Origin of the sequence: Enterobacter cloacae (assembly GCF_013375935.1) — a bacterium.
GTDB lineage: Bacteria > Pseudomonadota > Gammaproteobacteria > Enterobacterales > Enterobacteriaceae > Enterobacter > Enterobacter pasteurii.
Window position 1 is genome coordinate 771622 of the sequence record NZ_CP056117.1, and the last position, 22659, is coordinate 794280.

The 22659-nt window shown below is 53.2% G+C and carries 17 protein-coding genes and 5 tRNA genes; 3 read left to right on the plus strand and 19 right to left on the minus strand.

Annotation, left to right across the window (positions count from 1 at the left end):
* Positions 1-132: 132 nt before the first annotated feature.
* Complete coding sequence (locus HWQ14_RS03590; RefSeq protein WP_010425948.1) at positions 133-441, plus strand: PTS sugar transporter subunit IIB; 309 nt, start codon at positions 133-135, stop codon at positions 439-441.
* Complete coding sequence (locus HWQ14_RS03595) at positions 441-758, plus strand: PTS lactose/cellobiose transporter subunit IIA (RefSeq protein ID WP_008503455.1); 318 nt, start codon at positions 441-443, stop codon at positions 756-758. Before HWQ14_RS03590 ends, HWQ14_RS03595 begins: the two co-directional genes overlap by 1 nt.
* A gap of 91 nt (positions 759-849) precedes the next feature.
* Here the strand turns inward: HWQ14_RS03595 and rpoC are convergent, their stop codons facing one another.
* The 13 genes from rpoC to HWQ14_RS03660 all read right to left on the minus strand — a co-directional run bounded on the left by rpoC (position 850) and on the right by HWQ14_RS03660 (position 14913).
* Entirely contained in the window at positions 850-5073 is a 4224-nt protein-coding gene (gene rpoC / locus HWQ14_RS03600; protein WP_148422715.1) for a DNA-directed RNA polymerase subunit beta', read from the minus strand.
* A 76-nt stretch (positions 5074-5149) separates the two neighbouring features.
* Entirely contained in the window at positions 5150-9178 is a 4029-nt protein-coding gene (rpoB, locus tag HWQ14_RS03605) for a DNA-directed RNA polymerase subunit beta (protein WP_015569976.1), read from the minus strand.
* A gap of 319 nt (positions 9179-9497) precedes the next feature.
* Positions 9498-9863: a 50S ribosomal protein L7/L12 gene (gene rplL / locus HWQ14_RS03610; protein WP_002445276.1), complete on the minus strand. Its 366-nt coding sequence runs from the start codon at positions 9861-9863 to the stop codon at positions 9498-9500.
* A gap of 66 nt (positions 9864-9929) precedes the next feature.
* Entirely contained in the window at positions 9930-10427 is a 498-nt protein-coding gene (rplJ, locus tag HWQ14_RS03615; protein ID WP_003862338.1) for a 50S ribosomal protein L10, read from the minus strand.
* A 289-nt stretch (positions 10428-10716) separates the two neighbouring features.
* Positions 10717-11421, minus strand: coding sequence for a 50S ribosomal protein L1 (gene rplA, locus HWQ14_RS03620; protein WP_006810530.1), 705 nt, complete (start codon positions 11419-11421; stop codon positions 10717-10719).
* A gap of 3 nt (positions 11422-11424) precedes the next feature.
* Positions 11425-11853 carry a 50S ribosomal protein L11 gene (rplK, locus tag HWQ14_RS03625; protein WP_003862340.1) on the minus strand — a complete coding sequence of 143 codons (429 nt, stop codon included), beginning with the start codon at positions 11851-11853 and terminating at the stop codon, positions 11425-11427.
* Positions 11854-12009: 156 nt separating this feature from the next.
* Positions 12010-12555, minus strand: a complete 546-nt coding sequence (gene nusG / locus HWQ14_RS03630; protein ID WP_003862341.1) for a transcription termination/antitermination protein NusG — start codon at positions 12553-12555, stop codon at positions 12010-12012.
* Position 12556: 1 nt separating this feature from the next.
* Entirely contained in the window at positions 12557-12940 is a 384-nt protein-coding gene (gene secE / locus HWQ14_RS03635) for a preprotein translocase subunit SecE (protein ID WP_001275693.1), read from the minus strand.
* A 227-nt stretch (positions 12941-13167) separates the two neighbouring features.
* Complete coding sequence (gene tuf, locus HWQ14_RS03640) at positions 13168-14352, minus strand: elongation factor Tu (RefSeq protein ID WP_176608987.1); 1185 nt, start codon at positions 14350-14352, stop codon at positions 13168-13170.
* A 119-nt stretch (positions 14353-14471) separates the two neighbouring features.
* A tRNA-Thr gene (locus HWQ14_RS03645) sits at positions 14472-14547 on the minus strand.
* Positions 14548-14553: 6 nt separating this feature from the next.
* Positions 14554-14628 (minus strand) — tRNA-Gly (locus HWQ14_RS03650).
* Positions 14629-14744: 116 nt separating this feature from the next.
* Positions 14745-14829: transfer RNA gene (locus HWQ14_RS03655), tRNA-Tyr, on the minus strand.
* An 8-nt stretch (positions 14830-14837) separates the two neighbouring features.
* A tRNA-Thr gene (locus HWQ14_RS03660) sits at positions 14838-14913 on the minus strand.
* Positions 14914-15230: 317 nt separating this feature from the next.
* On the opposite strand from HWQ14_RS03660, the gene coaA reads away from it, so the two are divergent.
* Positions 15231-16181 carry a type I pantothenate kinase gene (coaA, locus tag HWQ14_RS03665; protein ID WP_063868899.1) on the plus strand — a complete coding sequence of 317 codons (951 nt, stop codon included), beginning with the start codon at positions 15231-15233 and terminating at the stop codon, positions 16179-16181.
* Positions 16182-16223: 42 nt separating this feature from the next.
* Here the strand turns inward: coaA and dppF are convergent, their stop codons facing one another.
* From dppF to HWQ14_RS03695, 6 genes are all read right to left on the minus strand, one after another.
* On the minus strand, positions 16224-17237 hold the full coding sequence (gene dppF, locus HWQ14_RS03670; RefSeq protein ID WP_176608988.1) for a dipeptide ABC transporter ATP-binding subunit DppF: 1014 nt from the start codon (positions 17235-17237) through the stop codon (positions 16224-16226).
* The gene (gene dppD / locus HWQ14_RS03675) at positions 17234-18217 is read right to left on the minus strand and encodes a dipeptide ABC transporter ATP-binding protein (RefSeq protein ID WP_148421546.1); all 984 of its coding nucleotides are present in this window, start codon (positions 18215-18217) and stop codon (positions 17234-17236) included. The genes dppF and dppD overlap by 4 nt, the downstream gene beginning before the upstream one ends.
* 10 nt (positions 18218-18227) lie before the next feature.
* On the minus strand, positions 18228-19130 hold the full coding sequence (gene dppC / locus HWQ14_RS03680; protein ID WP_148421548.1) for a dipeptide ABC transporter permease DppC: 903 nt from the start codon (positions 19128-19130) through the stop codon (positions 18228-18230).
* Between the two features lie 9 nt (positions 19131-19139).
* Entirely contained in the window at positions 19140-20159 is a 1020-nt protein-coding gene (gene dppB / locus HWQ14_RS03685; RefSeq protein ID WP_006810536.1) for a dipeptide ABC transporter permease DppB, read from the minus strand.
* Between the two features lie 161 nt (positions 20160-20320).
* Complete coding sequence (gene dppA / locus HWQ14_RS03690; protein WP_176608989.1) at positions 20321-21928, minus strand: dipeptide ABC transporter periplasmic-binding protein DppA; 1608 nt, start codon at positions 21926-21928, stop codon at positions 20321-20323.
* 621 nt (positions 21929-22549) lie between these two features.
* Positions 22550-22626, minus strand: a tRNA-Pro gene (locus HWQ14_RS03695).
* Positions 22627-22659: the final 33 nt, after the last annotated feature.

The window sequence follows — 22659 nt, forward strand, 5'->3', positions numbered from 1 at the left end:
TTTAAAATTGTAACCGGTTTCAGGAAAATGCCGATTTCTTTGTGATGCCTGACACACAATCGCGGTAAAGCGGTTGTTGAAGCGGTCTGCACGGGATAATTATCAATAAACACATGTAGATCGAGGCTGACTATGAAGAACATCGTTTTATGCTGTGCAGCGGGAATGTCAACCAGCATGCTGGTTCAACGTATGAAAGATGCCGCGCAGAAAAAAGGAGTCGAAGTAACCATTAAAGCCGTTCCGGTCGCGGAGTTTAAAGACAACATCGCGACGGCTGACATCGTATTACTGGGGCCACAGGTTAAATACGAGCAGGCAAAACTGCAGGCTCAGGCCGATCCGCTGGGCAAGAAGGTCGCGGTGATCGACATGATGGATTACGGCATGATGAAAGGCGATGCCGTACTGGAAAAAGCGCTCAAGCTGCTGGAGTCATAATGGAAGACTTAGAAACCACCATCATGGAACTGCTGGTTAACGCGGGCGCGGCGCGCAGTGCGGCGCTGACGGCGCTGCAGATGGCGCGTAAGGGTGAGTTTGACGAAGCTGAAAAAGCGATGGAAGAATCGCGCGAGTATGTGAAGCATGCGCACACGATTCAGACGCAGCTTATCGGCCTTGACGAAGGGACCGGGAAACTTCCGGTTAACCTGATCACCGTTCACTCGCAGGACCATCTGATGAACGCGATGGTTATTCAGGATCTGGCAGGCGATATGATTGAGCTTTATCGGCGGATCCCGCTGGTAAACTGATAAAAAGCCCGGTGGCGCTACGCGTTTCGGGCCTGAAAAAACACAATAAAAAAACCCGCCGAAGCGGGTTTTTTATTAACGGCATCAACGATTATTCGTTGTCGGAACCGCCCAGACCTGCGTTCAGCAGTTCTGCAAGGCTCGCGGATGCATCTTCGGCAGTAACCTGCGGAGCAGCCGGCAGTTCGCCCGCTGCGCGACGACGCATACGATCCTGGTGGTACGCATAACCGGTACCGGCCGGGATCAGACGACCCACGATAACGTTCTCTTTCAGACCGCGCAGTTCATCACGTTTACCAGCAACAGCCGCTTCGGTCAGGACACGAGTAGTTTCCTGGAACGACGCTGCGGAGATGAAGGACTCGGTTGCCAGAGACGCTTTGGTGATACCCAGCAGATCGCGTGCGAAGGTTGCACCGATTTTGCCATTCGCTTCCAGATCGCGGTTAGCGATCTTAACGCGTGAGTATTCAACCTGCTCGCCTTCCAGGAAGTCGGAGCTGCCCGCGTTTTCGATGGTTGCTTTACGCAGCATCTGACGAACGATTACTTCGATGTGTTTATCGTTAATCTTAACGCCCTGCAGACGGTATACGTCCTGTACTTCGTTAACAATGTAACGAGTAACAGCATGCACACCACGCAGACGCAGGATGTCGTGCGGCGCTTCTGGACCGTCGGAAACCACGTCACCACGTTCCACGCGTTCACCTTCGAACACGTTGAGCTGACGCCACTTAGGAATCATCTCTTCGTACGGCTCGCTGCCATCTACTGGAGTAATAACCAGACGGCGTTTACCTTTGGTCTCTTTACCGAAGGAGATGATACCGCTGATTTCCGCCAGAATTGCAGGCTCTTTCGGACGACGTGCTTCGAACAGGTCCGCAACGCGTGGCAGACCACCGGTGATGTCCTTGGTACCGCCGGATTCCTGAGGAATACGCGCCAGGGTGTCACCAGAGCTGATCTGTACGCCATCTTCCAGCTGTACAATCGCTTTACCCGGCAGGAAGTACTGCGCAGGCATATCGGTACCAGGGATCAGAACGTCGTTACCCTGAGCATCAACGATTTTCAGTGCAGGACGCAGATCTTTACCGCCGGTAGTACGTTCAGCAGAATCCAGAACCACCAGAGAAGACAGACCGGTCAGCTCGTCGGTCTGACGAGTAATGGTCTGGCCGTCGATCATGTCAGTAAAGCGGATGAAACCACTTACTTCGGTGATAACCGGCATGGTGTGTGGATCCCAGTTTGCAACGGTTTCACCGCCGGCAACCTGCTCGCCATCACCTTTCGCCATAACCGCACCGTAAGGCACTTTATAGCTCTCTTTGGTACGACCGAATTCGTCGATCAGCTTCAGCTCGGTGTTACGAGAGGTCACAACCAGCTTGCCTGCAGAGTTAACAACAGACTTCGCGTTGCTGAGCTTGATGCTACCTTTGTTTTTCACCTGGATGCTGGATTCAGCAGCCGCACGAGATGCCGCACCACCGATGTGGAACGTACGCATCGTCAGCTGTGTACCCGGCTCACCGATGGACTGTGCCGCGATAACGCCGATGGCTTCACCTTTGTTGATGATGTGGCCACGCGCCAGGTCACGACCATAGCAGTGTGCACACACGCCAAAGTCGGTGTCACAGGATACAACGGAACGCACCTTCACGGAGTCAACAGAGTTCGCTTCCAGCAGGTCACACCACTGTTCGTGCAGCAGCGTGTTGCGTGGAACCAGAATGTCTGCGGTGCCCGGCTTCAGAATGTCTTCCGCGGTCACACGACCCAGTACGCGATCGCGCAGTGGCTCTTTAACATCACCACCCTCGATAACCGGGGTCATGGTGATACCTTCAAGGGTGCCACAGTCGTCTTCGGTTACGACCAGATCCTGCGCAACGTCAACCAGACGACGCGTCAGATAACCGGAGTTCGCCGTTTTAAGTGCGGTATCCGCCAGACCTTTACGCGCACCGTGCGTGGAGATGAAGTACTGGAGTACGTTCAGACCTTCACGGAAGTTCGCGGTGATTGGCGTTTCGATGATGGAGCCATCCGGCTTCGCCATCAGACCACGCATACCTGCCAGCTGACGAATCTGTGCCGCAGAACCACGCGCACCGGAGTCGGCCATCATGTAGATGCTGTTGAAGGAAACCTGCTGCTCTTCTACGCCGTCACGGTTAATCACGGTTTCGGTTTGCAGGTTATCCATCATCGCTTTGGATACACGATCGTTCGCCGCAGCCCAGATATCGATAACTTTGTTATAGCGTTCGCCTGCGGTTACCAGACCAGACTGGAACTGCTCCTGGATCTCAGCAACTTCAGCTTCCGCTTCAGAGATGATCTCGTGTTTCTTCTCCGGGATGACCATGTCATCGATACCAACAGATGCACCTGAACGCGCTGCATAAGCAAAGCCGGTGTACATTGTCTGGTCAGCGAAGATAACGGTCGGCTTCAGACCCAGAATGCGGTAACAGGTGTTCAGCATTTTGGAGATCGCTTTCTTGCCCAGCGCCTGGTTGACGATGGAGAAAGGCAGACCTTTCGGTACGATCATCCACAGAATCGCACGGCCAATGGTCGTGTCTTTCAGGCTGGTTTTCGCAACGAATTCGCCGTTTTCATCTTTTTCGTACTCGGTGATACGCACTTTAACGCGCGCATGCAGAGAGGCCAGGCCAGCGCGATAAATACGCTCAGCTTCTTTAGGGCCAGTCAGCACCATGCCTTCGCCTTTGGCGTTAACACAGTCACGGGTCATGTAGTACAGACCCAATACAACGTCCTGAGAAGGAACGATGATTGGTTCACCGTTCGCTGGAGACAGGATGTTGTTGGTAGACATCATCAGCGCACGCGCTTCGAGCTGGGCTTCCAGCGTCAGCGGTACGTGAACAGCCATCTGGTCACCATCGAAGTCGGCGTTATATGCCGCACAAACCAGCGGGTGCAGCTGGATAGCTTTACCTTCGATCAGTACTGGCTCAAATGCCTGGATACCCAGACGGTGCAGGGTTGGTGCACGGTTCAGCAGTACCGGGTGTTCGCGGATAACTTCGTCCAGGATATCCCAAACGACAGCTTCTTCACGCTCAACCATTTTCTTAGCGGCTTTGATGGTGGTGGCCAGGCCACGCAGTTCCAGCTTGCCGTAGATGAACGGTTTGAACAGCTCCAGTGCCATTTTCTTCGGCAGACCGCACTGATGCAGACGCAGGTATGGACCTACGGTGATTACAGAACGACCGGAGTAGTCAACACGCTTACCGAGCAGGTTCTGACGGAAACGACCCTGTTTACCTTTGATCATGTCGGCCAAAGATTTCAGAGGACGTTTGTTAGAACCGGTGATCGCACGACCGCGACGACCGTTATCCAGCAGGGCATCTACCGCTTCCTGCAGCATACGTTTTTCGTTGCGTACGATGATGTCCGGCGCAGCCAGATCCAGCAGACGTTTCAGACGGTTGTTACGGTTGATAACGCGACGGTACAGATCGTTCAGATCGGACGTTGCGAAACGACCACCATCCAGCGGAACCAGCGGACGCAGATCTGGCGGCAGAACCGGCAGAACGGTCAGGATCATCCACTCTGGTTTGTTACCAGACTGAACGAACGCTTCCAGCAGTTTGATACGCTTGGTCAGCTTTTTACGCTTGGTTTCGGAGTTGGTTTCGTTCAGCTCTTCGCGCAGAGTTTCACACTCTTGCTCCAGATCCATGCTCTTCAGCAGGGCCTGAATAGCTTCCGCACCCATCTTAGCGTCGAATTCGTCACCGAACTCTTCCAGCGCGTCCAGATACTGTTCTTCGGTCAGAATCTGGTTACGTTCCAGATTCGTCATACCGCCTTCGATAACCACATAAGATTCGAAGTACAGAACACGTTCGATATCACGCAGCGGCATATCCAGCAGCAGGCCGATACGGGACGGCAGGGATTTCAGGAACCAGATGTGAGCAGTTGGAGACGCCAGCTCGATGTGGCCCATACGCTCACGGCGTACTTTGGTCTGGGTCACTTCAACGCCGCACTTCTCACAGATCACACCGCGGTGTTTCAGGCGCTTGTACTTACCGCACAGGCACTCGTAGTCTTTTACTGGCCCGAAAATACGCGCACAGAAAAGGCCGTCACGCTCAGGTTTGAACGTACGGTAGTTGATGGTTTCCGGCTTTTTAACTTCACCAAAAGACCATGAACGGATCATGTCTGGCGAAGCCAGAGCAATTTTGATCGCATCAAACTCTTCGGTTTTAGTCTGCGCTTTCAGAAACTTTAATAAATCTTTCACGGATTTGCTCCCGTCGGAGTTAGCACAATCTGGTGTCGGGGGTTAACCCGACACCAGTGACCTGTTTGAGCGAGAATTACTCGTCTTCCAGTTCGATGTTGATACCCAGCGAACGAATCTCTTTCAACAGTACGTTGAAGGATTCCGGCATGCCTGGTTCCATCTGATGGTTGCCGTCTACGATGTTTTTATACATCTTAGTACGACCGTTCACGTCATCAGACTTAACGGTAAGCATTTCCTGCAGGGTGTATGCTGCGCCGTATGCTTCCAGCGCCCACACTTCCATCTCCCCGAAGCGCTGACCACCGAACTGAGCCTTACCACCCAGCGGCTGCTGAGTAACCAGGCTGTAAGAACCGGTAGAACGAGCGTGCATCTTGTCGTCGACCAGGTGGTTCAGTTTCAGCATGTACATGTAACCTACGGTTACCGGACGCTCGAACTGTTCCCCAGTACGGCCGTCAAACAGCGTAATCTGACCAGACGTTGGCAGACCACCCAGTTGCAGCAGCTCTTTGATTTCAGCTTCTTTTGCACCGTCGAATACCGGCGTTGCAATTGGCATACCTTTGCGCAGGTTCTCTGCCAGACGCAGCACTTCTTCATCGCTGAAGGTGTTCAGGTCGACTTTCTGACGCACGTCGGTACCCAGATCGTAGGCACGCTGGATGAATTCGCGCAGTTTCGCGACTTCCTGCTGCTGTTTCAGCATGGCGTTGATCTTGTCGCCGATACCTTTCGCAGCCATACCCAGGTGGGTTTCCAGAATCTGACCGATGTTCATACGAGACGGTACGCCCAGCGGGTTCAGTACGATATCTACCGGCGTACCGTTAGCATCGTGCGGCATATCTTCGATCGGGTTGATCTTAGAGATAACACCCTTGTTACCGTGACGACCTGCCATCTTATCACCAGGCTGGATCTGACGTTTAACGGCCAGATATACCTTAACAATCTTCAGCACGCCTGGTGCCAGATCGTCGCCCTGAGTGATTTTACGGCGTTTCGCTTCGAGTTTTTTCTCGAACTCGTGTTTCAGTTCGTCATACTGCTCAGCCAGCTGTTCCAGCTGATTTTGTTTCTCTTCGTCGGTCAGGCCCAGTTCCAGCCAGCGATCGCGTGGCAGTTTGTCGAGCTTCTCAGCTTCAACGCCACCGGCAACCAGCACCGCATAGATACGGCTGAACAGACCCGCTTCGAGGATCTGCAGTTCTTCAGACAGGTCTTTCTTAGCCTGCTTGAGCTGCATCTCTTCGATTTCCAGCGCACGCTTATCTTTCTCAACGCCATCACGAGTGAAGACCTGAACGTCGATAACCGTACCGGAAACACCGTTTGGTACGCGCAGAGAAGAGTCTTTAACGTCAGACGCTTTCTCACCGAAGATTGCACGCAGCAGTTTTTCTTCTGGCGTCAGCTGGGTTTCACCTTTCGGCGTTACCTTACCAACCAGAATGTCGCCGCCGGTCACTTCCGCACCGATGTAAACAATACCGGATTCATCCAGTTTGGAGAGCGCAGCTTCACCCACGTTAGGGATGTCAGCGGTGATCTCTTCTGGCCCCAGCTTGGTGTCACGGGACACACATGCCAGTTCCTGAATGTGGATGGTGGTGAAACGATCTTCCTGAACCACACGCTCGGAGACGAGGATGGAGTCTTCGAAGTTGTAACCGTTCCACGGCATGAACGCTACGCGCATGTTCTGACCGAGCGCCAGTTCACCGAGGTCGGTGGACGGACCGTCTGCCAGCACGTCGCCGCGCTCAACTGGCTCACCCAGAGATACGCAAGGCATCTGGTTGATACAGGTGTTCTGGTTAGAACGGGTGTATTTGGTCAGGTTGTAGATGTCGATACCCGCTTCGCCCGGATACATCTCGTCTTCGTTAACTTTGATAACGATACGGGATGCGTCAACGTACTGAACGGTACCGCCACGCTTAGCAACTGCAGTAACACCGGAGTCAACGGCAACAGCACGTTCCATACCGGTACCAACCAGCGGCTTATCAGCGCGCAGAGTTGGAACGGCCTGACGTTGCATGTTCGCACCCATCAATGCACGGTTGGCGTCATCGTGTTCCAGGAACGGGATCAGGGACGCACCGACGGATACCACCTGCTGGGTGGATACGTCCATGTAGTCAACCTGGTCGCGGCTGAACAAGCTGGATTCGCCTTTGCTACGGCAGGTAACCAGGTCTTCTACAAAGTGGCCTTCGTCATCCAGGTTGGAGTTCGCCTGAGCGATAACGTAGTTGCCTTCTTCGATAGCAGACAGGTAATGAATTTCGTCGGTAACAACACCGTCAGTCACTTTACGGTACGGCGTCTCAAGGAAACCGTATTCGTTTGTCTGTGCATACACGGACAGGGAGTTGATCAGACCGATGTTTGGACCTTCAGGCGTTTCGATAGGACATACGCGACCGTAGTGCGTCGGGTGTACGTCTCGAACTTCAAAGCCTGCACGTTCACGGGTCAGACCGCCTGGGCCGAGTGCAGAGATACGACGTTTGTGCGTAATCTCAGACAGCGGGTTGTTCTGGTCCATAAACTGAGACAGCTGGCTGGAACCGAAGAACTCTTTCACTGCTGCAGAAATCGGCTTGGCGTTGATCATATCCTGAGGCATCAGGGTATCCAGATCGCCCAGAGACAGACGCTCTTTCACCGCACGCTCTACACGTACCAGGCCAACGCGGAACTGGTTTTCCGCCATTTCGCCTACGGAACGGATACGACGGTTGCCGAGGTGGTCGATATCATCCACTTCGCCTTTACCGTTACGGATATCGATGAGCTTCTTCATCACTTCAATGATGTCGTCTTTGCTCAGGATACCGGAACCTTCGATTTCGTCGCGCAGCAGAGAACGGTTGAACTTCATACGACCAACCGCGGACAGATCGTAGCGGTCTTCGGAGAAGAACAGGTTCTCGAACAGGCTTTCAGCCGCTTCACGAGTTGGTGGCTCACCAGGACGCATCATGCGGTAGATTTCTACCAGCGCGCTCAGACGATCGTTGGTTGGATCGACGCGTACAGTCTCAGAGATGTACGGACCGTGGTCCAGATCGTTAGTGAACAGCGTTTCGATACGTTTGTGGCCAGACTGGCTCAGCTTAGCCAGCAGATCCAGGCTCAGCTCCATGTTAGCCGGGCAGATCAGCTCGCCAGTTGATTCATCAACGTAATCTTTCGCGGCTACTTTTCCTGCAATGTACTCAACCGGAACTTCGATGTGTTTGATATCATCTTTTTCCAGCTGGCGGATGTGGCGCGCGGTGATACGGCGACCTTTTTCCACATACACTTTGCCGTCGGCTTCGATGTCGAACGACGCGGTCTCACCACGCAGACGTTCCGGCACCAGCTCCATCTGCAGCTTGTTGTCGCGGATTTCAAAGATCACTTTCTCAAAGAACAGGTCCAGGATCTGCTCAGTGGTATAGTTCAGTGCACGCAGAATGATTGTTGCAGGCAGTTTACGACGACGGTCGATACGGACAAACAGGTTGTCTTTCGGATCGAACTCGAAGTCCAGCCATGAACCACGGTAAGGAATGATGCGTGCGTTATACAGTACTTTACCGGAAGAGTGTGTTTTACCTTTATCGCTGTCGAAGAAGACGCCCGGGCTACGATGCAGCTGGGAAACGATAACACGCTCAGTACCGTTGATAACGAAAGTACCGTTGTCCGTCATGAGTGGAATTTCACCCATGTAGACTTCTTGTTCTTTAATGTCTTTTACGGTGCCTTCCGGCGCTTCGCGCTCGTAGATCACCAGACGCAGTTTTACGCGCAGCGGTGCGGAATAGGTCACGCCACGGATCTGACATTCCTGAACGTCAAACACCGGTTCGCCAAGGCGGTAGCTGACGTACTGCAGCTCGGAATTACCGCTGTAGCTCTGAATCGGGAACACGGAACGGAAGGCTGCTTCCAGGCCGTACTGCCCTTCAGGATCTTGCTCGATAAACTTCTGGAACGAGTCAAGCTGGATAGAAAGGAGATATGGAATGTCCAGAACTTGTGGACGTTTACCAAAATCCTTACGAATACGTTTTTTCTCGGTATAGGAGTAAACCATAGGGTTCCTCAGCTCGCTGACAAGTCGACCCATCTGTCCGACGAAGGGACAGTTTGTGCAACACCATTTTGTGGACCGGAAAATTGAATACTTTCCGCAATACCTGTTGCTATCACGCTTAAACCATTTCATTGCGATTTACACAGAGCGAGCACCCTGTCGCAGTATATTAAGTCGTCGATAGAAACAAGCATTGTCAGGACAACCAGCAGTCAAACAGTGTGAAATGCTGCTGATGCCTTACAGCGCAAAAAGGCTGGTGACTAAAAAGTCACCAGCCATCAGCCTAATGACTTAGGCTGCAACCAGAAAAGTTGGCTTATTTAACTTCAACTTCAGCGCCAGCTTCTTCCAGAGATTTTTTCAGTGCTTCTGCGTCGTCTTTGCTCACGCCTTCTTTCAGCGCAGCTGGAGCAGATTCTACCAGGTCTTTAGCTTCTTTCAGACCCAGGCCAGTTGCGCCACGTACTGCTTTGATTACAGCAACTTTGTTCGCGCCAGCAGCTTTCAGAATTACGTCGAATTCAGTTTTTTCTTCAGCAGCTTCAGCCGGGCCAGCAGCTACAGCTACAGCAGCAGCAGCAGAAACACCGAATTTTTCTTCCATTGCAGAAACCAGCTCTACAACGTCCATTACGGACATAGCTGCTACTGCTTCAATGATTTGATCTTTAGTGATAGACATTTAAATTGTTCCTGAAAATCAGAATAAGTTTATACGTAAGCAAATGCTTTATAAAGATAACTGCGATTAAGCAGCTTCTTTCGCATCGCGTACAGCAGCCAGAGTGCGAACCAGTTTGCCAGCCGCAGCTTCTTTCATGGTTGCCATCAGGCGTGCAATTGCTTCTTCGTAGGTCGGCAGGGTTGCCAGGCGATCGATTTGCGATGCCGGGATCAACTCACCTTCAAAGGCTGCAGCTTTGACCTCAAATTTTGCATTCGCTTTCGCGAACTCTTTGAACAGACGAGCAGCAGCGCCCGGGTGTTCCATAGAGTATGCAATCAGGGTCGGACCAACAAACGTGTCTTTCAGGCACTCGAACTGAGTACCTTCAACTACGCGACGCAGCAGGGTGTTACGAACAACACGCATGTATACGCCAGCTTCACGACCTGCTTTACGCAGTTCAGTCATTTTGTCTACAGTAACGCCACGGGAATCCGCAACTACTGCAGACAGCGCGCCTTTGGCTACTTCGCTGACTTCAGCAACAATCGCTTGTTTGTCTTGAAGATTTAAAGCCATTAGCTTTGCTCCTGGATGTTTGCCGGAACTCATGTTCCGGAACTCACTTCACTCAACCCAACGGGAAGAGCGTCTTAATACGGTGAGCAGAAACAAGCCAGAGTATTTAAAATAATCTTAGCGTTCTGTCACCGTCTACGCAGGGGATTAAGTTTCTTGCGAAACACCTGCGGTCTTCGACGGAGGCCTGGATAGGCCAGGCTCCAACGAACAATTCTTTTAGCCGCTAACTTTTGTTAGCAAACGTGGGGGTAAGATTGTAGACAAAATCACCGCCCACGTAAAGGCATTAGTTTGCAGCAGCGCTCAGGCCAGCCTGGTCAACTGCAACACCTGCACCCATGGTGGTGGAGATGCTAACTTTCTTGATGTACACGCCTTTAGCCTGAGTTGGTTTTGCTTTTTTCAGCGCAACCAGCAGAGCTTCCAGGTTTTCTTTCAGTTTGTCAGCGTCAAAGTCCACTTTACCGATGGTGGTGTGGATGATGCCGTTTTTGTCGTTACGATAACGAACCTGACCTGCTTTAGCGTTCTTAACCGCTTCAGCAACGTTAGGCGTTACAGTACCAACTTTCGGGTTTGGCATCAGGCCGCGTGGACCCAGAACCTGGCCCAGCTGGCCAACAACGCGCATTGCATCTGGAGATGCAATAACAACGTCAAAGTTCATTTCGCCTTTCTTGATCTGATCAGCCAGATCTTCCATACCTACCAGTTCAGCGCCGGCAGCTTTTGCGGCTTCAGCGTTTGCACCCTGAGCAAATACAGCTACGCGTACGGAACGGCCAGTACCGTGTGGCAGTACAGTTGCGCCACGAACGTTCTGATCGGATTTACGAGCGTCGATGCCCAGGTTAACGGCAACGTCAACGCTTTCAACGAACTTAGCGGTAGCCAGTTCTTTCAGCAGAGCGATAGCTTCGTTGATGTCGTACTGTTTGGTCGCATCAACTTTGTCACGGATCACGGACATGCGCTTGGTCAGTTTAGCCATTTCTTAGTCCTCCACTACCAGGCCCATGGAACGTGCAGTACCTTCGATGGAGCGAGTCATCGCTTCAATGTCGGAACCAGTCATGTCGGCAGCTTTGGTCTGCGCGATTTCCTGCAGCTGAGCGCGGGAAATTTTACCCACTTTGTCTTTGTTCGGCTTACCGGAACCAGACTTGATACCAGCCGCTTTCTTCAGCAGAACTGCTGCTGGAGGGGTCTTGGTAACGAAAGTGAAAGAACGGTCAGCGTAAACAGTGATAACAACTGGAATTGGCAGACCTTTTTCCATGGATTCAGTTTTCGCGTTGAACGCTTTACAGAATTCCATGATGTTCACACCCTGCTGACCCAGAGCTGGACCAACTGGTGGACTTGGGTTCGCCATACCTGCTGCAACCTGCAGCTTGACGTAGGCTTGTACTTTCTTAGCCATTCTAAAATCCTCTGATTGGGTAATAACGCCTCAGAGAGGCTCCCCGTGAATAAAATTCGTTTTACGGGCCGGGACCCATAAAAACAAAAGGCGCGAAATTGTATTCCAATCTCGCGCCCTGTGCAACGATTAAATCGTCGCTTTTTTGATCGCTGCTTAGGCTTTTTCTACCTGGGCAAAGTCCAGCTCTACCGGGGTCGCACGACCGAAGATAGAAACAGAAACTTTCAGGCGGGACTTCTCGTAGTCCACTTCTTCCACAACGCCATTAAAGTCAGCAAACGGACCGTCATTAACACGAACCATTTCACCCGGTTCAAACAGCGTTTTCGGACGCGGCTTATCACCAACCTGCTGGAGGCGGTTCATAATCGCATCAACTTCTTTGTCGCTGATTGGCGCCGGACGGTCAGACGTGCCGCCGATAAAGCCCATCACGCGCGGTACGCTGCGCACCAGGTGCCAGCTCGCGTCGTTCATAACCATCTGAACCAGCACGTAACCCGGGAAGAATTTACGCTCGCTTTTGCGACGTTGGCCGCCACGGATCTCGACCACTTCTTCGGTCGGAACCATAACTTCGCCAAATAACTCTTCCATGTTGTGTAATTTGATATGCTCACGCAGCGACGTTGCTACGCGGCCTTCAAAACCGGAAAACGCCTGAACGACGTACCAGCGCTTTTTAGGGGCTTCAGACATCTCAGAACCTCAGGCCAGTGATAAAGGATACCAGGCGAACCAGAATACCATCCAGTCCCCACAGGATCAGTGACATTACAGCGGTAACCGCCGCTACAATCAGCGTGGTGTGCAATGTTTCCTGGCGAGTCGGCCAAATGACCTTGCGGACTTCGGTACGCGCTTCGCGGGCAAACGCAACGGTCGCTTTGCCTTTTGTCGTCAACAGCGCGACACCACCCGCTGCAGCAATCAGAATTACCACTGCAAGCGCACGTAGCGGCAGCATCATGTCACGATAAAGATAGTTGCCGACAATCGCCACAATCAGCAGCACGGCTACAACTATCCATTTCATCGCTTCCAGGCCGCGCCCGCTCCCTTGAGCTTCGGTATTCGCACTCATAAACCAACCTGTCAGAAGTATTCTACAAACATTTTCACCCCGCGAGCGCGAGGCAAACCAATCGAAATGCTATTCGCTTTTCGTATTATACGCTCTCTGCAGAGCCTGTCTCAGCAATGATTATGACAAAATTAATCACTGATGAGCCAGGTTCTGATGTGAAAGCGTGCAAAAAGGGCATCAAATGATGCCCTTTTATTGCGCATTGCGTCAAATGTTATCAGCGATTAGCCGAGAACTTTAGCAACAACGCCCGCGCCAACGGTACGGCCGCCTTCACGGATTGCGAAACGCAGACCGTCGTCCATCGCGATTGGGTGGATCAGAGTCACAACCATCTTGATGTTGTCGCCTGGCATTACCATCTCTACGCCTTCTGGCAGTTCGATGGTACCGGTCACGTCAGTTGTACGGAAGTAGAACTGTGGACGGTAGCCTTTGAAGAACGGAGTATGACGGCCGCCTTCGTCTTTGGACAGAATGTACACTTCAGATTCGAACTTGGTGTGTGGCTTGATTGAACCTGGCTTCGCCAGTACCTGACCACGTTCGATTTCTTCACGTTTGATACCACGCAGCAGAACACCTACGTTCTCACCAGCACGGCCTTCGTCCAGCAGTTTGCGGAACATTTCAACGCCAGTACAGGTAGACTTCGCAGTGTCTTTGATACCAACGATTTCAACTTCTTCACCAACTTTGATGATACCGCGCTCTACACGACCGGTAACAACGGTACCACGACCGGAGATGGAGAATACGTCTTCGATTGGCAGCAGGAATGGCTTGTCAATCGCACGCTCTGGTTCTGGGATGTAAGAATCCAGGTAGCCAGCCAGTTCGATGATTTTCTCTTCCCACTCTGCTTCGCCTTCCAGCGCTTTCAGCGCGGAACCACGAACGATTGGGGTATCGTCGCCTGGGAAATCGTACTGAGACAGCAGTTCACGAACTTCCATCTCTACCAGTTCCAGCAGCTCTTCATCATCAACCATGTCGCATTTGTTCAGGAACACGATGATGTAAGGAACGCCTACCTGACGACCCAGCAGGATGTGCTCACGGGTCTGAGGCATTGGGCCGTCAGTCGCAGCAACAACCAGGATCGCGCCGTCCATCTGCGCAGCACCGGTGATCATGTTTTTAACATAGTCGGCGTGGCCTGGGCAGTCTACGTGAGCGTAGTGGCGAGTCGGGGTGTCATACTCAACGTGAGAGGTGTTGATGGTGATACCACGAGCTTTTTCTTCTGGTGCGTTATCGATCTGGTCGAAAGCACGAGCAGCACCACCGTAGGTTTTAGCCAGTACGGTAGTGATTGCAGCGGTCAGCGTTGTTTTACCATGGTCAACGTGGCCGATAGTACCGACGTTAACGTGCGGTTTTGTACGTTCAAACTTTTCTTTAGACATCGATTGTCCCTCTAAGACACGGATAAATCGGTGATATCACCACATCAACCAGGCGAAAATGCCTGAACTGTTGAATACATTTATATTGAAACAGAGAGAAATGGGAGGGAGAAGTGAAGTGGTGCTGATACCCAGAGTCGAACTGGGGACCTCACCCTTACCAAGGGTGCGCTCTACCAACTGAGCCATATCAGCACGTATTGGAGCGGGCAGCGGGAATCGAACCCGCATCATCAGCTTGGAAGGCTGAGGTAATAGCCATTATACGATGCCCGCATCCTGAAACTCGGCTACCCAGTTCTTTCTGTAACAAAAAAAGAGATTTCTCTCTTTTCTGTTCGAGCTGGTCAATTTTTCCAACCAGCTCTGGCGGCTTTGACGCTGCCAGAAAGTGGTGGTGGGGGAAGGATTCGAACCTTCGAAGTCTGTGACGGCAGATTTACAGTCTGCTCCCTTTGGCCGCTCGGGAACCCCACCGGACTTGATGGTGCCGACTACCGGAATCGAACTGGTGACCTACTGATTACAAGTCAGTTGCTCTACCTACTGAGCTAAGTCGGCATCAAGTAGCGCGCATTCTATGGAGACATGCGCGGTCATGCAACTAAAAAATTGCATAAAACGTTCTTTCGCTCACATTTTATTCGAAACCAGTGCTAACCGCTGTAAATTCATCCACTCGCGGTTAAATATTCAACATGAACCTCTGATTTTGACATGCTATAGCCCTGCGTGATGCCTCCCCGGTTACGCATCGCTTTCCCATATTTTTTCTTATTATTCCTCTCATCTGGTGTTAACCTCCTGCCCATTGTCCAAAATTAACTATGTGATGAGCCCGCACCCGCCGTTTCGTGATGGTTCACAGAAGCATGCTTATGAGCAAAAAAGAGCAAACGTTAATGACGCCATATCTTCAGTTTAACCGTAGCCAGTGGGCAGCCCTGCGTGACTCCGTCCCTATGACACTGACGGAAGGTGAAATCGCACGGCTAAAAGGGATAAACGAAGATCTCTCCCTGGAAGAGGTGGCAGAAATCTATCTCCCCCTCTCTCGCTTGCTTAACTTCTATATCAGCTCCAATTTGCGTCGTCAGGCCGTGCTGGAACAGTTCCTTGGCACGAACGGTCAACGTATTCCTTATATCATCAGCATTGCGGGCAGCGTGGCAGTGGGCAAAAGTACCACCGCGCGCGTGCTACAGGCGCTGCTGAGCCGCTGGCCAGAACACCGCAGCGTTGAGCTGATCACCACCGACGGCTTCCTGCATCCCAACGAGGTCTTAAAAGAACGCGGCTTAATGAAGAAGAAGGGCTTCCCGCTCTCCTATGATATGCACCGCCTGGTAAAGTTTGTCTCTGACTTAAAATCGGGCGTGCCGAACGTTACCGCGCCGGTCTACTCGCATCTGATTTACGACCGCATCCCGGACGGCGACAAAACGGTTGTGCAGCCCGATATCCTGATTCTGGAAGGATTAAACGTTCTGCAAAGCGGGATGGACTATCCTCACGATCCGCATCATGTGTTTGTCTCTGACTTCGTCGATTTCTCTATTTATGTCGATGCGCCGGAGGAACTGCTGCAGCGCTGGTACATCAACCGCTTCCTGAAGTTCCGCGAAGGCGCTTTCACCGACCCGGATTCCTATTTCCATAACTACGCCCAGCTCTCTGAAGAAGAGGCTATCAACGTGGCGACCGGGCTGTGGAATGAGATCAACTACGTGAACCTGAAAGAGAACATCCTGCCGACGCGCGAACGCGCCAGCCTGATCCTCACCAAGAGTGAGAAACACGCCGTCGACCAGATTCGTTTACGGAAGTAGACGTCAGGCGTAAAAAAACCGGCTCATCGCCGGTTTTTTTCTTTATGCTTGCGGCTTTTCGCCGTTTTCATCCTGATCGACCGCGAAGCAGGCCACCAGTTGACCGCCGTAATCCTTCAGCTGTGGCTGCAGCTGCGTGCACGGGCCAAAGCGGCGACGGCAGCGGGCGTTGAAGGCACATCCCGGCGGCGGATTCAGCGGGCTTGGCAGCTCGCCGGTCAGCTTGATGCGTTCACGACGGTCGTCCGGGTTCAGTCTCGGCGTCGCGGACAGCAGCGCCTGCGTATAGGGATGACGCGGGTTAGTAAAGATCTGGTCTTTGGTCCCCTTCTCCACGCAGCGTCCCAGATACATCACCATTACCTCGTCGGCAATGTGCTCGACGACGGAGAGGTCATGGGAGATGAAGACGTACGACAGCCCAAGATCCTGCTGTAAATCCATCATCAGGTTAAGCACCTGCGCGCGAACGGAGACGTCGAGCGCCGAAACCGGCTCATCTGCGATCACCACGTCCGGGTCAAGCATCAGACCACGGGCGATGGCAATACGCTGACGCTGACCGCCAGAGAACATATGCGGGTAGCGATCGTAATGCTCGGTTTTAAGCCCCACTTTCGCCATCATTGCCAGCGCTTTTTCGCGGCGCTGCGCTTTGCTCAGATTGCTGTTAATCAGCAGCGGTTCTTCCAGAATTTGCCCGACCTTCTTCCGCGGGTTCAGCGAGCCGTACGGGTTCTGGAACACAATCTGGATTTTCTGACGACGCAGCTTCTGCGCCTGCGGATCGTGCTTGAGCAGATCCTGCCCCTGATAGTAAAGCTCGCCGCCGGTTGGCGTTTCAATCATCGTCAGCAGACGGCCCAGCGTGGATTTTCCACAGCCAGACTCCCCAACCACCGCCAGCGTTTTACCGCGTTCGAGGCTGAAGGAGACGCCGTCCAGCGCTTTCACCAGGCGCTCAGGGGCAAAAATGCCCTTCTTCACCGGGTAGTGTTTTTTCAGGTCGATAGCCTGCAACAGCGGCTGTTGCGTGGTGGCCTGTTGCGTACTCATAGTGTTGGCCTCCCGGCATCATCGAGTGGGTAGTGGCATTTTGACTGTCGACCATCGGCCAGCAGATTCAGCTCTGGCTCCTCAGCGCGGCATTTGTCCGTCGCATACGGGCAGCGCGGATTGAGCAGACAGCCCTGCGGACGGTCGTATTTACCCGGCACCACACCCGGCAGCGACGCCAGACGCGCTTTGTCCTGGGCAAACTCCGGCAGCGCACGCAGCAGCGCCTGCGTATACGGGTGACGCGGCGCGCGGAAGATATCGTGCGAACTTCCGGTCTCCACCACCTGGCCCGCGTACATCACGATGATCTTGTGCGCCGCTTCCGCCACCAGCGCCAGATCGTGCGTAATCAGCACCAGCGCCATGTTCTCTTTCTGCTGCAGCTCCAGCAGCAGCTCGATGATTTGCGCCTGGATGGTAACGTCCAGCGCGGTTGTCGGTTCATCGGCTATCAACAGCTTTGGCCGACAGGCGATCGCCATGGCGATCATCACGCGCTGGCTCATCCCGCCTGAAAGCTGATGCGGGTAAACATCCAGGCGTGACGCCGGATCGGGGATCCCCACCTGCGTCAGCAGATCGATAGCACGCTGGCGGCGGGTTTTCTTATTACCGCCCTGATGCACCTTAATAGCTTCCATAATCTGGAAGCCAACGGTGTAGCACGGGTTCAGGCTGGTCATGGGGTCCTGGAAGATCATTGCCACTTCTGCGCCCACCAGCTGGCGGCGCTGCTTCTCGGAAATGCGCTTCAGATCCTGGCCGTTAAACTCCAGGCTTTCCGCCATCACGCGGCCGGGGTAGTCAATCAGCCCCATGATTGCCAGCGAGCTAACGGATTTACCGGAACCTGACTCTCCAACGATACCGACCACTTCACCCTGATTTACGCTGTAGCTGATTCGGTCCACGGCGCGAAACGGTGTGCCTTCGTCGCCGAAGTGCACGGATAATTTATCTACATTTAATAACGCCATCTCGTGCCTCTTACTGCTTCAGTTTGGGATCAAGTGCATCACGCAGGCCATCACCCATCAGGTTAAATGCCAGCACCGTCAGCAGAATCGCCAGACCCGGGAAGGTGACGACCCACCAGGCGCTTTGCGCGAACTGCAACACGTCGGAGAGCATGGTGCCCCACTCCGGCGTTGGCGGCTGCGCACCCATGCCAAGGAAGCCAAGAGCGGCCATATCGAGAATGGCGTTAGAGAAACCGAGCGACGCCTGAACGATCAGCGGCGCAAGGCAGTTCGGGAAGATATTGATAAACATCTGGCGCATCGCACCGGCACCCGCCACCCGGGACGCGGTGACGTAATCGCGGTTCACTTCCACCAGCACCGCCGCACGGGTTAAACGCACGTAGTGCGGTAGCGCAACAAACGTAAGCGCAAGCGCGGCGTTACCGATCGACGGACCGAAGACCGCCACCAGCACCAGGGCCAGCAGCAGGCTTGGCAGCGCCAGCATAATATCGACGACGCGCATAATGATGTTATCAACGATGCCGCCGAAGTAGCCCGCCACCAGGCCGAGCACGACGCCCATGACCAGCGACAGCACCACGACAAGACAGCCAACCAGCAGCGACAGACGCGCGCCGTACATCAGGCGCGACAGAACATCGCGGCCCACGTCATCGGTGCCCAGCAGGTGGGCAAAGCTGCCCCCGTCCTGCCAGACCGGCGGCACAAGCAGCGCATCGCGGAACTGATCCGCCGGGTTATACGGTGCGAGGAAGTTCGCAAATACCGCAATCAGGATCATGATGGAAACATACGCCAGCCCGACAACCGCGCCTTTGTTGCGCTTGAAGTAGTGCCAGAACTCCTGCATCGGCGTCATAGGCACCGGTGCAGTGACCACGTTATTTTGAGTTACTTGTGACATGATGGCCCCTTACTTCTTATGACGAATACGCGGGTTCACCACGCCGTACAGCAAATCGACCAGCAGGTTGACGAGAATAATCATCGTCGCGACCAGCAGCACACCGCCCTGCACCACCGGATAGTCACGGCGTTGCAGCGCATCAATCAGCCAGCGTCCGAGGCCCGGCCACGAGAAGATGGTTTCGGTCAGGATTGCCCCCGCCAGCAGTGTTCCCACCTGCAGGCCGATAACGGTGACAACCGGCAGCATGGCGTTACGCAGGGCATGAATGATGATGACGCGCATACGGGTCAGGCCCTTGGCGCGGGCAGTACGAATATAATCTTCGCCCAGCACTTCCAGCATGGAAGAACGGGTCATACGCACGATTACCGCCAGGGGTATGGTGCCCAGCACCATCGCAGGCAGGATCATGTGCGCAACCGCATCAATGAAGTTGCCCTCTTCGCCCCAGATCGCCGTATCAATCAGCATAAAGCCGGTTAACGGGTTGGTGTCGTCAAGGAAGACCATATCGCTGACGCGACCGGAGACCGGCGTCAGGTTCCACTGCACCGATACCAGCATGATCAGCATCATGCCCCACCAGAAGATAGGCATGGAGTAGCCGGTCAGGGCCAGGCCAACGGCAGTGTGGTCGAAAATAGAGCCACGCTTAACGGCAGCCAGTACGCCAACGGGAATACCCACCGCGGTCGCAAAGATCATGGCGCAGATACCCAGCTCCAGCGTCGCTTTAAAACGCGGCACGAACTCGTCCCACACCGGGAGCCGGCTTTTTAGTGAAATCCCTAAATCGCCGTGCAATACGCCCCAGATATAGTGGAGGTACTGCTGCCACATCGGCTTATCAAGGCCGAGTTCAGCCAGCAGTTGCGCATGACGTTCAGGGGAGATACCACGCTCGCCCGCCATAATCATCACCGGGTCACCCGGGATCATATGGACGAAGGCAAAAGTGAGAAGGGTGATACCGATAAACGTCGGGATAACAAGTCCCAGACGTCGGAGGATGAACTGCAACATAACCCGGATTCTCTCTGATGACGCACGCCCAGTGGCGCAACGTCTGTATTGCTCACAAATGTAAATTCCCTCTCCCATCGGGCGAGGGTCAGGGTGAGGGCAAACATGCGCGGCCCTCACCCCTGCCCTCTCCTGAAGGGAGAGGGAGAACACCCTACTTATTATTCGATTGATACGTTTTCGAAGTGATGTTTGCCGAGCGGATCAACAACGTAGCCCTTCACTTCTTTACGCACCGGCTCGTACACGGTGGAGTGAGCAACAATCAGCGCCGGAGCCTGGTCGTGCATGACAACCTGCGCCTGCTTGTACAGTTCAATACGTTTGTTGTGATCGTCGGTCGCACGCGCCGGCTGGATCAGGTCTTCAAACGGCTTGTAGCACCAGCGAGAGTAGTTAGAGCCGTCTTTCGCTGCCGCACAGCTGAACAGGGTAGCGAAGAAGTTATCCGGATCCCCGTTGTCGCCGGTCCAGCCCATCATTACCGCCTGGTGTTCACCCGCTTTGGCGCGCTTCAGGTACTCGCCCCACTCGTAGGTCACGATCTTGGCCTGAACGCCAATCTTCGCCCAGTCAGCCTGGACCATTTCCGCCATACGGCGTGCGTTCGGGTTGTAAGGACGCTGTACCGGCATTGCCCACAGCTCAACGGTGAAGCCTTTGTCCTGACCCGCTTCCTTCAGCAGCGCTTTCGCTTTCTCAGGATCGTAGGTGTAGTCCTTGATGTCATCGTTATAGCCCCACATGGTTGGTGGGATCAGGTTCTTGGCCGCAACGCCCGCGCCCTGGTATACGGCTTTGATGATCGCTTCTTTGTTCACCGCGTAGGTCAGCGCCTGACGCACTTTCACGTCGTCGAACGGTTTCTTCTCGGTGTTGAAGGAGAGATAGCCCACGTTCAGGCCCGCCTGCTCCATCAGGTTGATATTTTTGTCCTGCTTCATGCGAGCAATGTCAGCCGGGTTTGGATACGGCATCACCTGGCATTCATTTTTTTGCAGTTTTGCGTAACGCACGGATGCGTCAGGGGTGATGGAGAAGACCAGACGGTCGATCTGCGGCTTGGTGCCCCAGTAGCCCGGGAAGGCTTTATACAGGATACGGGAATCTTTCTGGTACTGAAGCAGCTGGAACGGGCCGGTACCGATTGGGTTCAGGTCCACTTTTTCCGGCGTGCCGGCTTTCAGCATGTTGTCCGCGTACTCTTTAGAGAGAATAGAGGCGAAGTCCATGGCCAGGTCAGCCAGGAATGGCGCTTCCGGACGCGTCAGCACGAACTGAACGGTTTTATCGTCCACTTTTTTCACTTCAGCGATCAGGTCCGGCAGGCCCATCCCTTCGAAGTATTCATAGCTGCCGCCAGACACTTTATGGTACGGGTTCTGCGCGTTTTTCTGACGGTCGAAGGAGAACACAACGTCGTCGGCGTTAAGATCGCGCGTTGGTTTGAATTCTTTGCTGTCCTGCCACTTCACGCCCTGACGCAGGTGGAAGGTATAGGTTTTACCGTCTTCGCTGATATCCCACTTTTCAGCCAGGCCAGGAATCACTTCCGTGGTGCCGGTTTTAAATTCAACCAGACGGTTATAGATCGGTACAGAGCTTGCGTCGTAAGTCGTACCAGAGGTAAAGAGCTGTGGGTTAAAGCCTTCAGGAGAGCCCTCAGAACAGTAAACCAGGGTTTTGGCCTGTACGCTTGCTGCGACGGTCATGGCCACCAGGCTCAGACCAAGCTTCAGCACCCCTGACTTCTTCAAGGAAATACTCATTATTGTGCTCCAATGTGATGTTTTGCTTTGTTGTGTTACGCCGCCTGACCTTTATTTATTTTTTACCCGGTCCGGTCGGTGATGCCCGAAGGCGTTAAAAGGGATAGAGAATCCTTTCAGAAGAGCGTTTGAGTTGCAGCGCAGATCCTCCCTGATATGCCCCTCGTGCCCTACAATCTGTCAACAGAATGTGAAAATGTCAATACAGGTGGCGGGGATTTACGTGGAGTGTGAGAAACCGCAAACAAAGATTAAAAAAACTCTGAAAGCCAGTTTTCAGCAGAGAAATTTATGCTACTCGCCATGATGCAGCACAACTATCTTCATATTTCGCAACACACAGTGATTAAGTTTTATTCAGAATGGGTAAATTTTCTTACAGAATGGTGATTATCTGAGCACTAAATACCGCGAACGTTAAAACGCACAGCGAAAAATGCTGAGGTTATCCATAAGCAACGCGAAAAAAGATCAAACTATATATAAAAAAATACAATGGATTATGTCACAAAACCGTGAGCAGACAGGGAGAAGCAGGGCTAAGGGGTATTTTAATAAATGGCATGGGATAAGGCGTTAATGCAAAAAGGGCTAACCTTGCGGTTAGCCCTTTTTAGAATGTGGTCGGCGAGAGAGGATTCGAACCTCCGACCCACTGGTCCCAAACCAGTTGCGCTACCAAGCTGCGCTACTCGCCGAATGCGGAGCGCATCTTACTGCTGAGGTACGCT

What these genes read in the sequence shown, in the direction of transcription:
- HWQ14_RS03590 (WP_010425948.1), top strand. Translation starts at nt 133, where the DNA reads ATGAAGAACATCGTTTTATGCTGTGCAGCGGGAATGTCAACCAGCATG.
- HWQ14_RS03595 (WP_008503455.1), top strand. Translation starts at nt 441, where the DNA reads ATGGAAGACTTAGAAACCACCATCATGGAACTGCTGGTTAACGCGGGC.
- rpoB (WP_015569976.1), bottom strand. Translation starts at nt 9,178, where the DNA reads ATGGTTTACTCCTATACCGAGAAAAAACGTATTCGTAAGGATTTTGGT.
- rplL (WP_002445276.1), bottom strand. Translation starts at nt 9,863, where the DNA reads ATGTCTATCACTAAAGATCAAATCATTGAAGCAGTAGCAGCTATGTCC.
- rplJ (WP_003862338.1), bottom strand. Translation starts at nt 10,427, where the DNA reads ATGGCTTTAAATCTTCAAGACAAACAAGCGATTGTTGCTGAAGTCAGC.
- rplA (WP_006810530.1), bottom strand. Translation starts at nt 11,421, where the DNA reads ATGGCTAAACTGACCAAGCGCATGTCCGTGATCCGTGACAAAGTTGAT.
- rplK (WP_003862340.1), bottom strand. Translation starts at nt 11,853, where the DNA reads ATGGCTAAGAAAGTACAAGCCTACGTCAAGCTGCAGGTTGCAGCAGGT.
- nusG (WP_003862341.1), bottom strand. Translation starts at nt 12,555, where the DNA reads ATGTCTGAAGCCCCTAAAAAGCGCTGGTACGTCGTTCAGGCGTTTTCC.
- secE (WP_001275693.1), bottom strand. Translation starts at nt 12,940, where the DNA reads ATGAGTGCGAATACCGAAGCTCAAGGGAGCGGGCGCGGCCTGGAAGCG.
- tuf (WP_176608987.1), bottom strand. Translation starts at nt 14,352, where the DNA reads ATGTCTAAAGAAAAGTTTGAACGTACAAAACCGCACGTTAACGTCGGT.
- coaA (WP_063868899.1), top strand. Translation starts at nt 15,231, where the DNA reads ATGAGCAAAAAAGAGCAAACGTTAATGACGCCATATCTTCAGTTTAAC.
- dppF (WP_176608988.1), bottom strand. Translation starts at nt 17,237, where the DNA reads ATGAGTACGCAACAGGCCACCACGCAACAGCCGCTGTTGCAGGCTATC.
- dppD (WP_148421546.1), bottom strand. Translation starts at nt 18,217, where the DNA reads ATGGCGTTATTAAATGTAGATAAATTATCCGTGCACTTCGGCGACGAA.
- dppC (WP_148421548.1), bottom strand. Translation starts at nt 19,130, where the DNA reads ATGTCACAAGTAACTCAAAATAACGTGGTCACTGCACCGGTGCCTATG.
- dppB (WP_006810536.1), bottom strand. Translation starts at nt 20,159, where the DNA reads ATGTTGCAGTTCATCCTCCGACGTCTGGGACTTGTTATCCCGACGTTT.
- dppA (WP_176608989.1), bottom strand. Translation starts at nt 21,928, where the DNA reads ATGAGTATTTCCTTGAAGAAGTCAGGGGTGCTGAAGCTTGGTCTGAGC.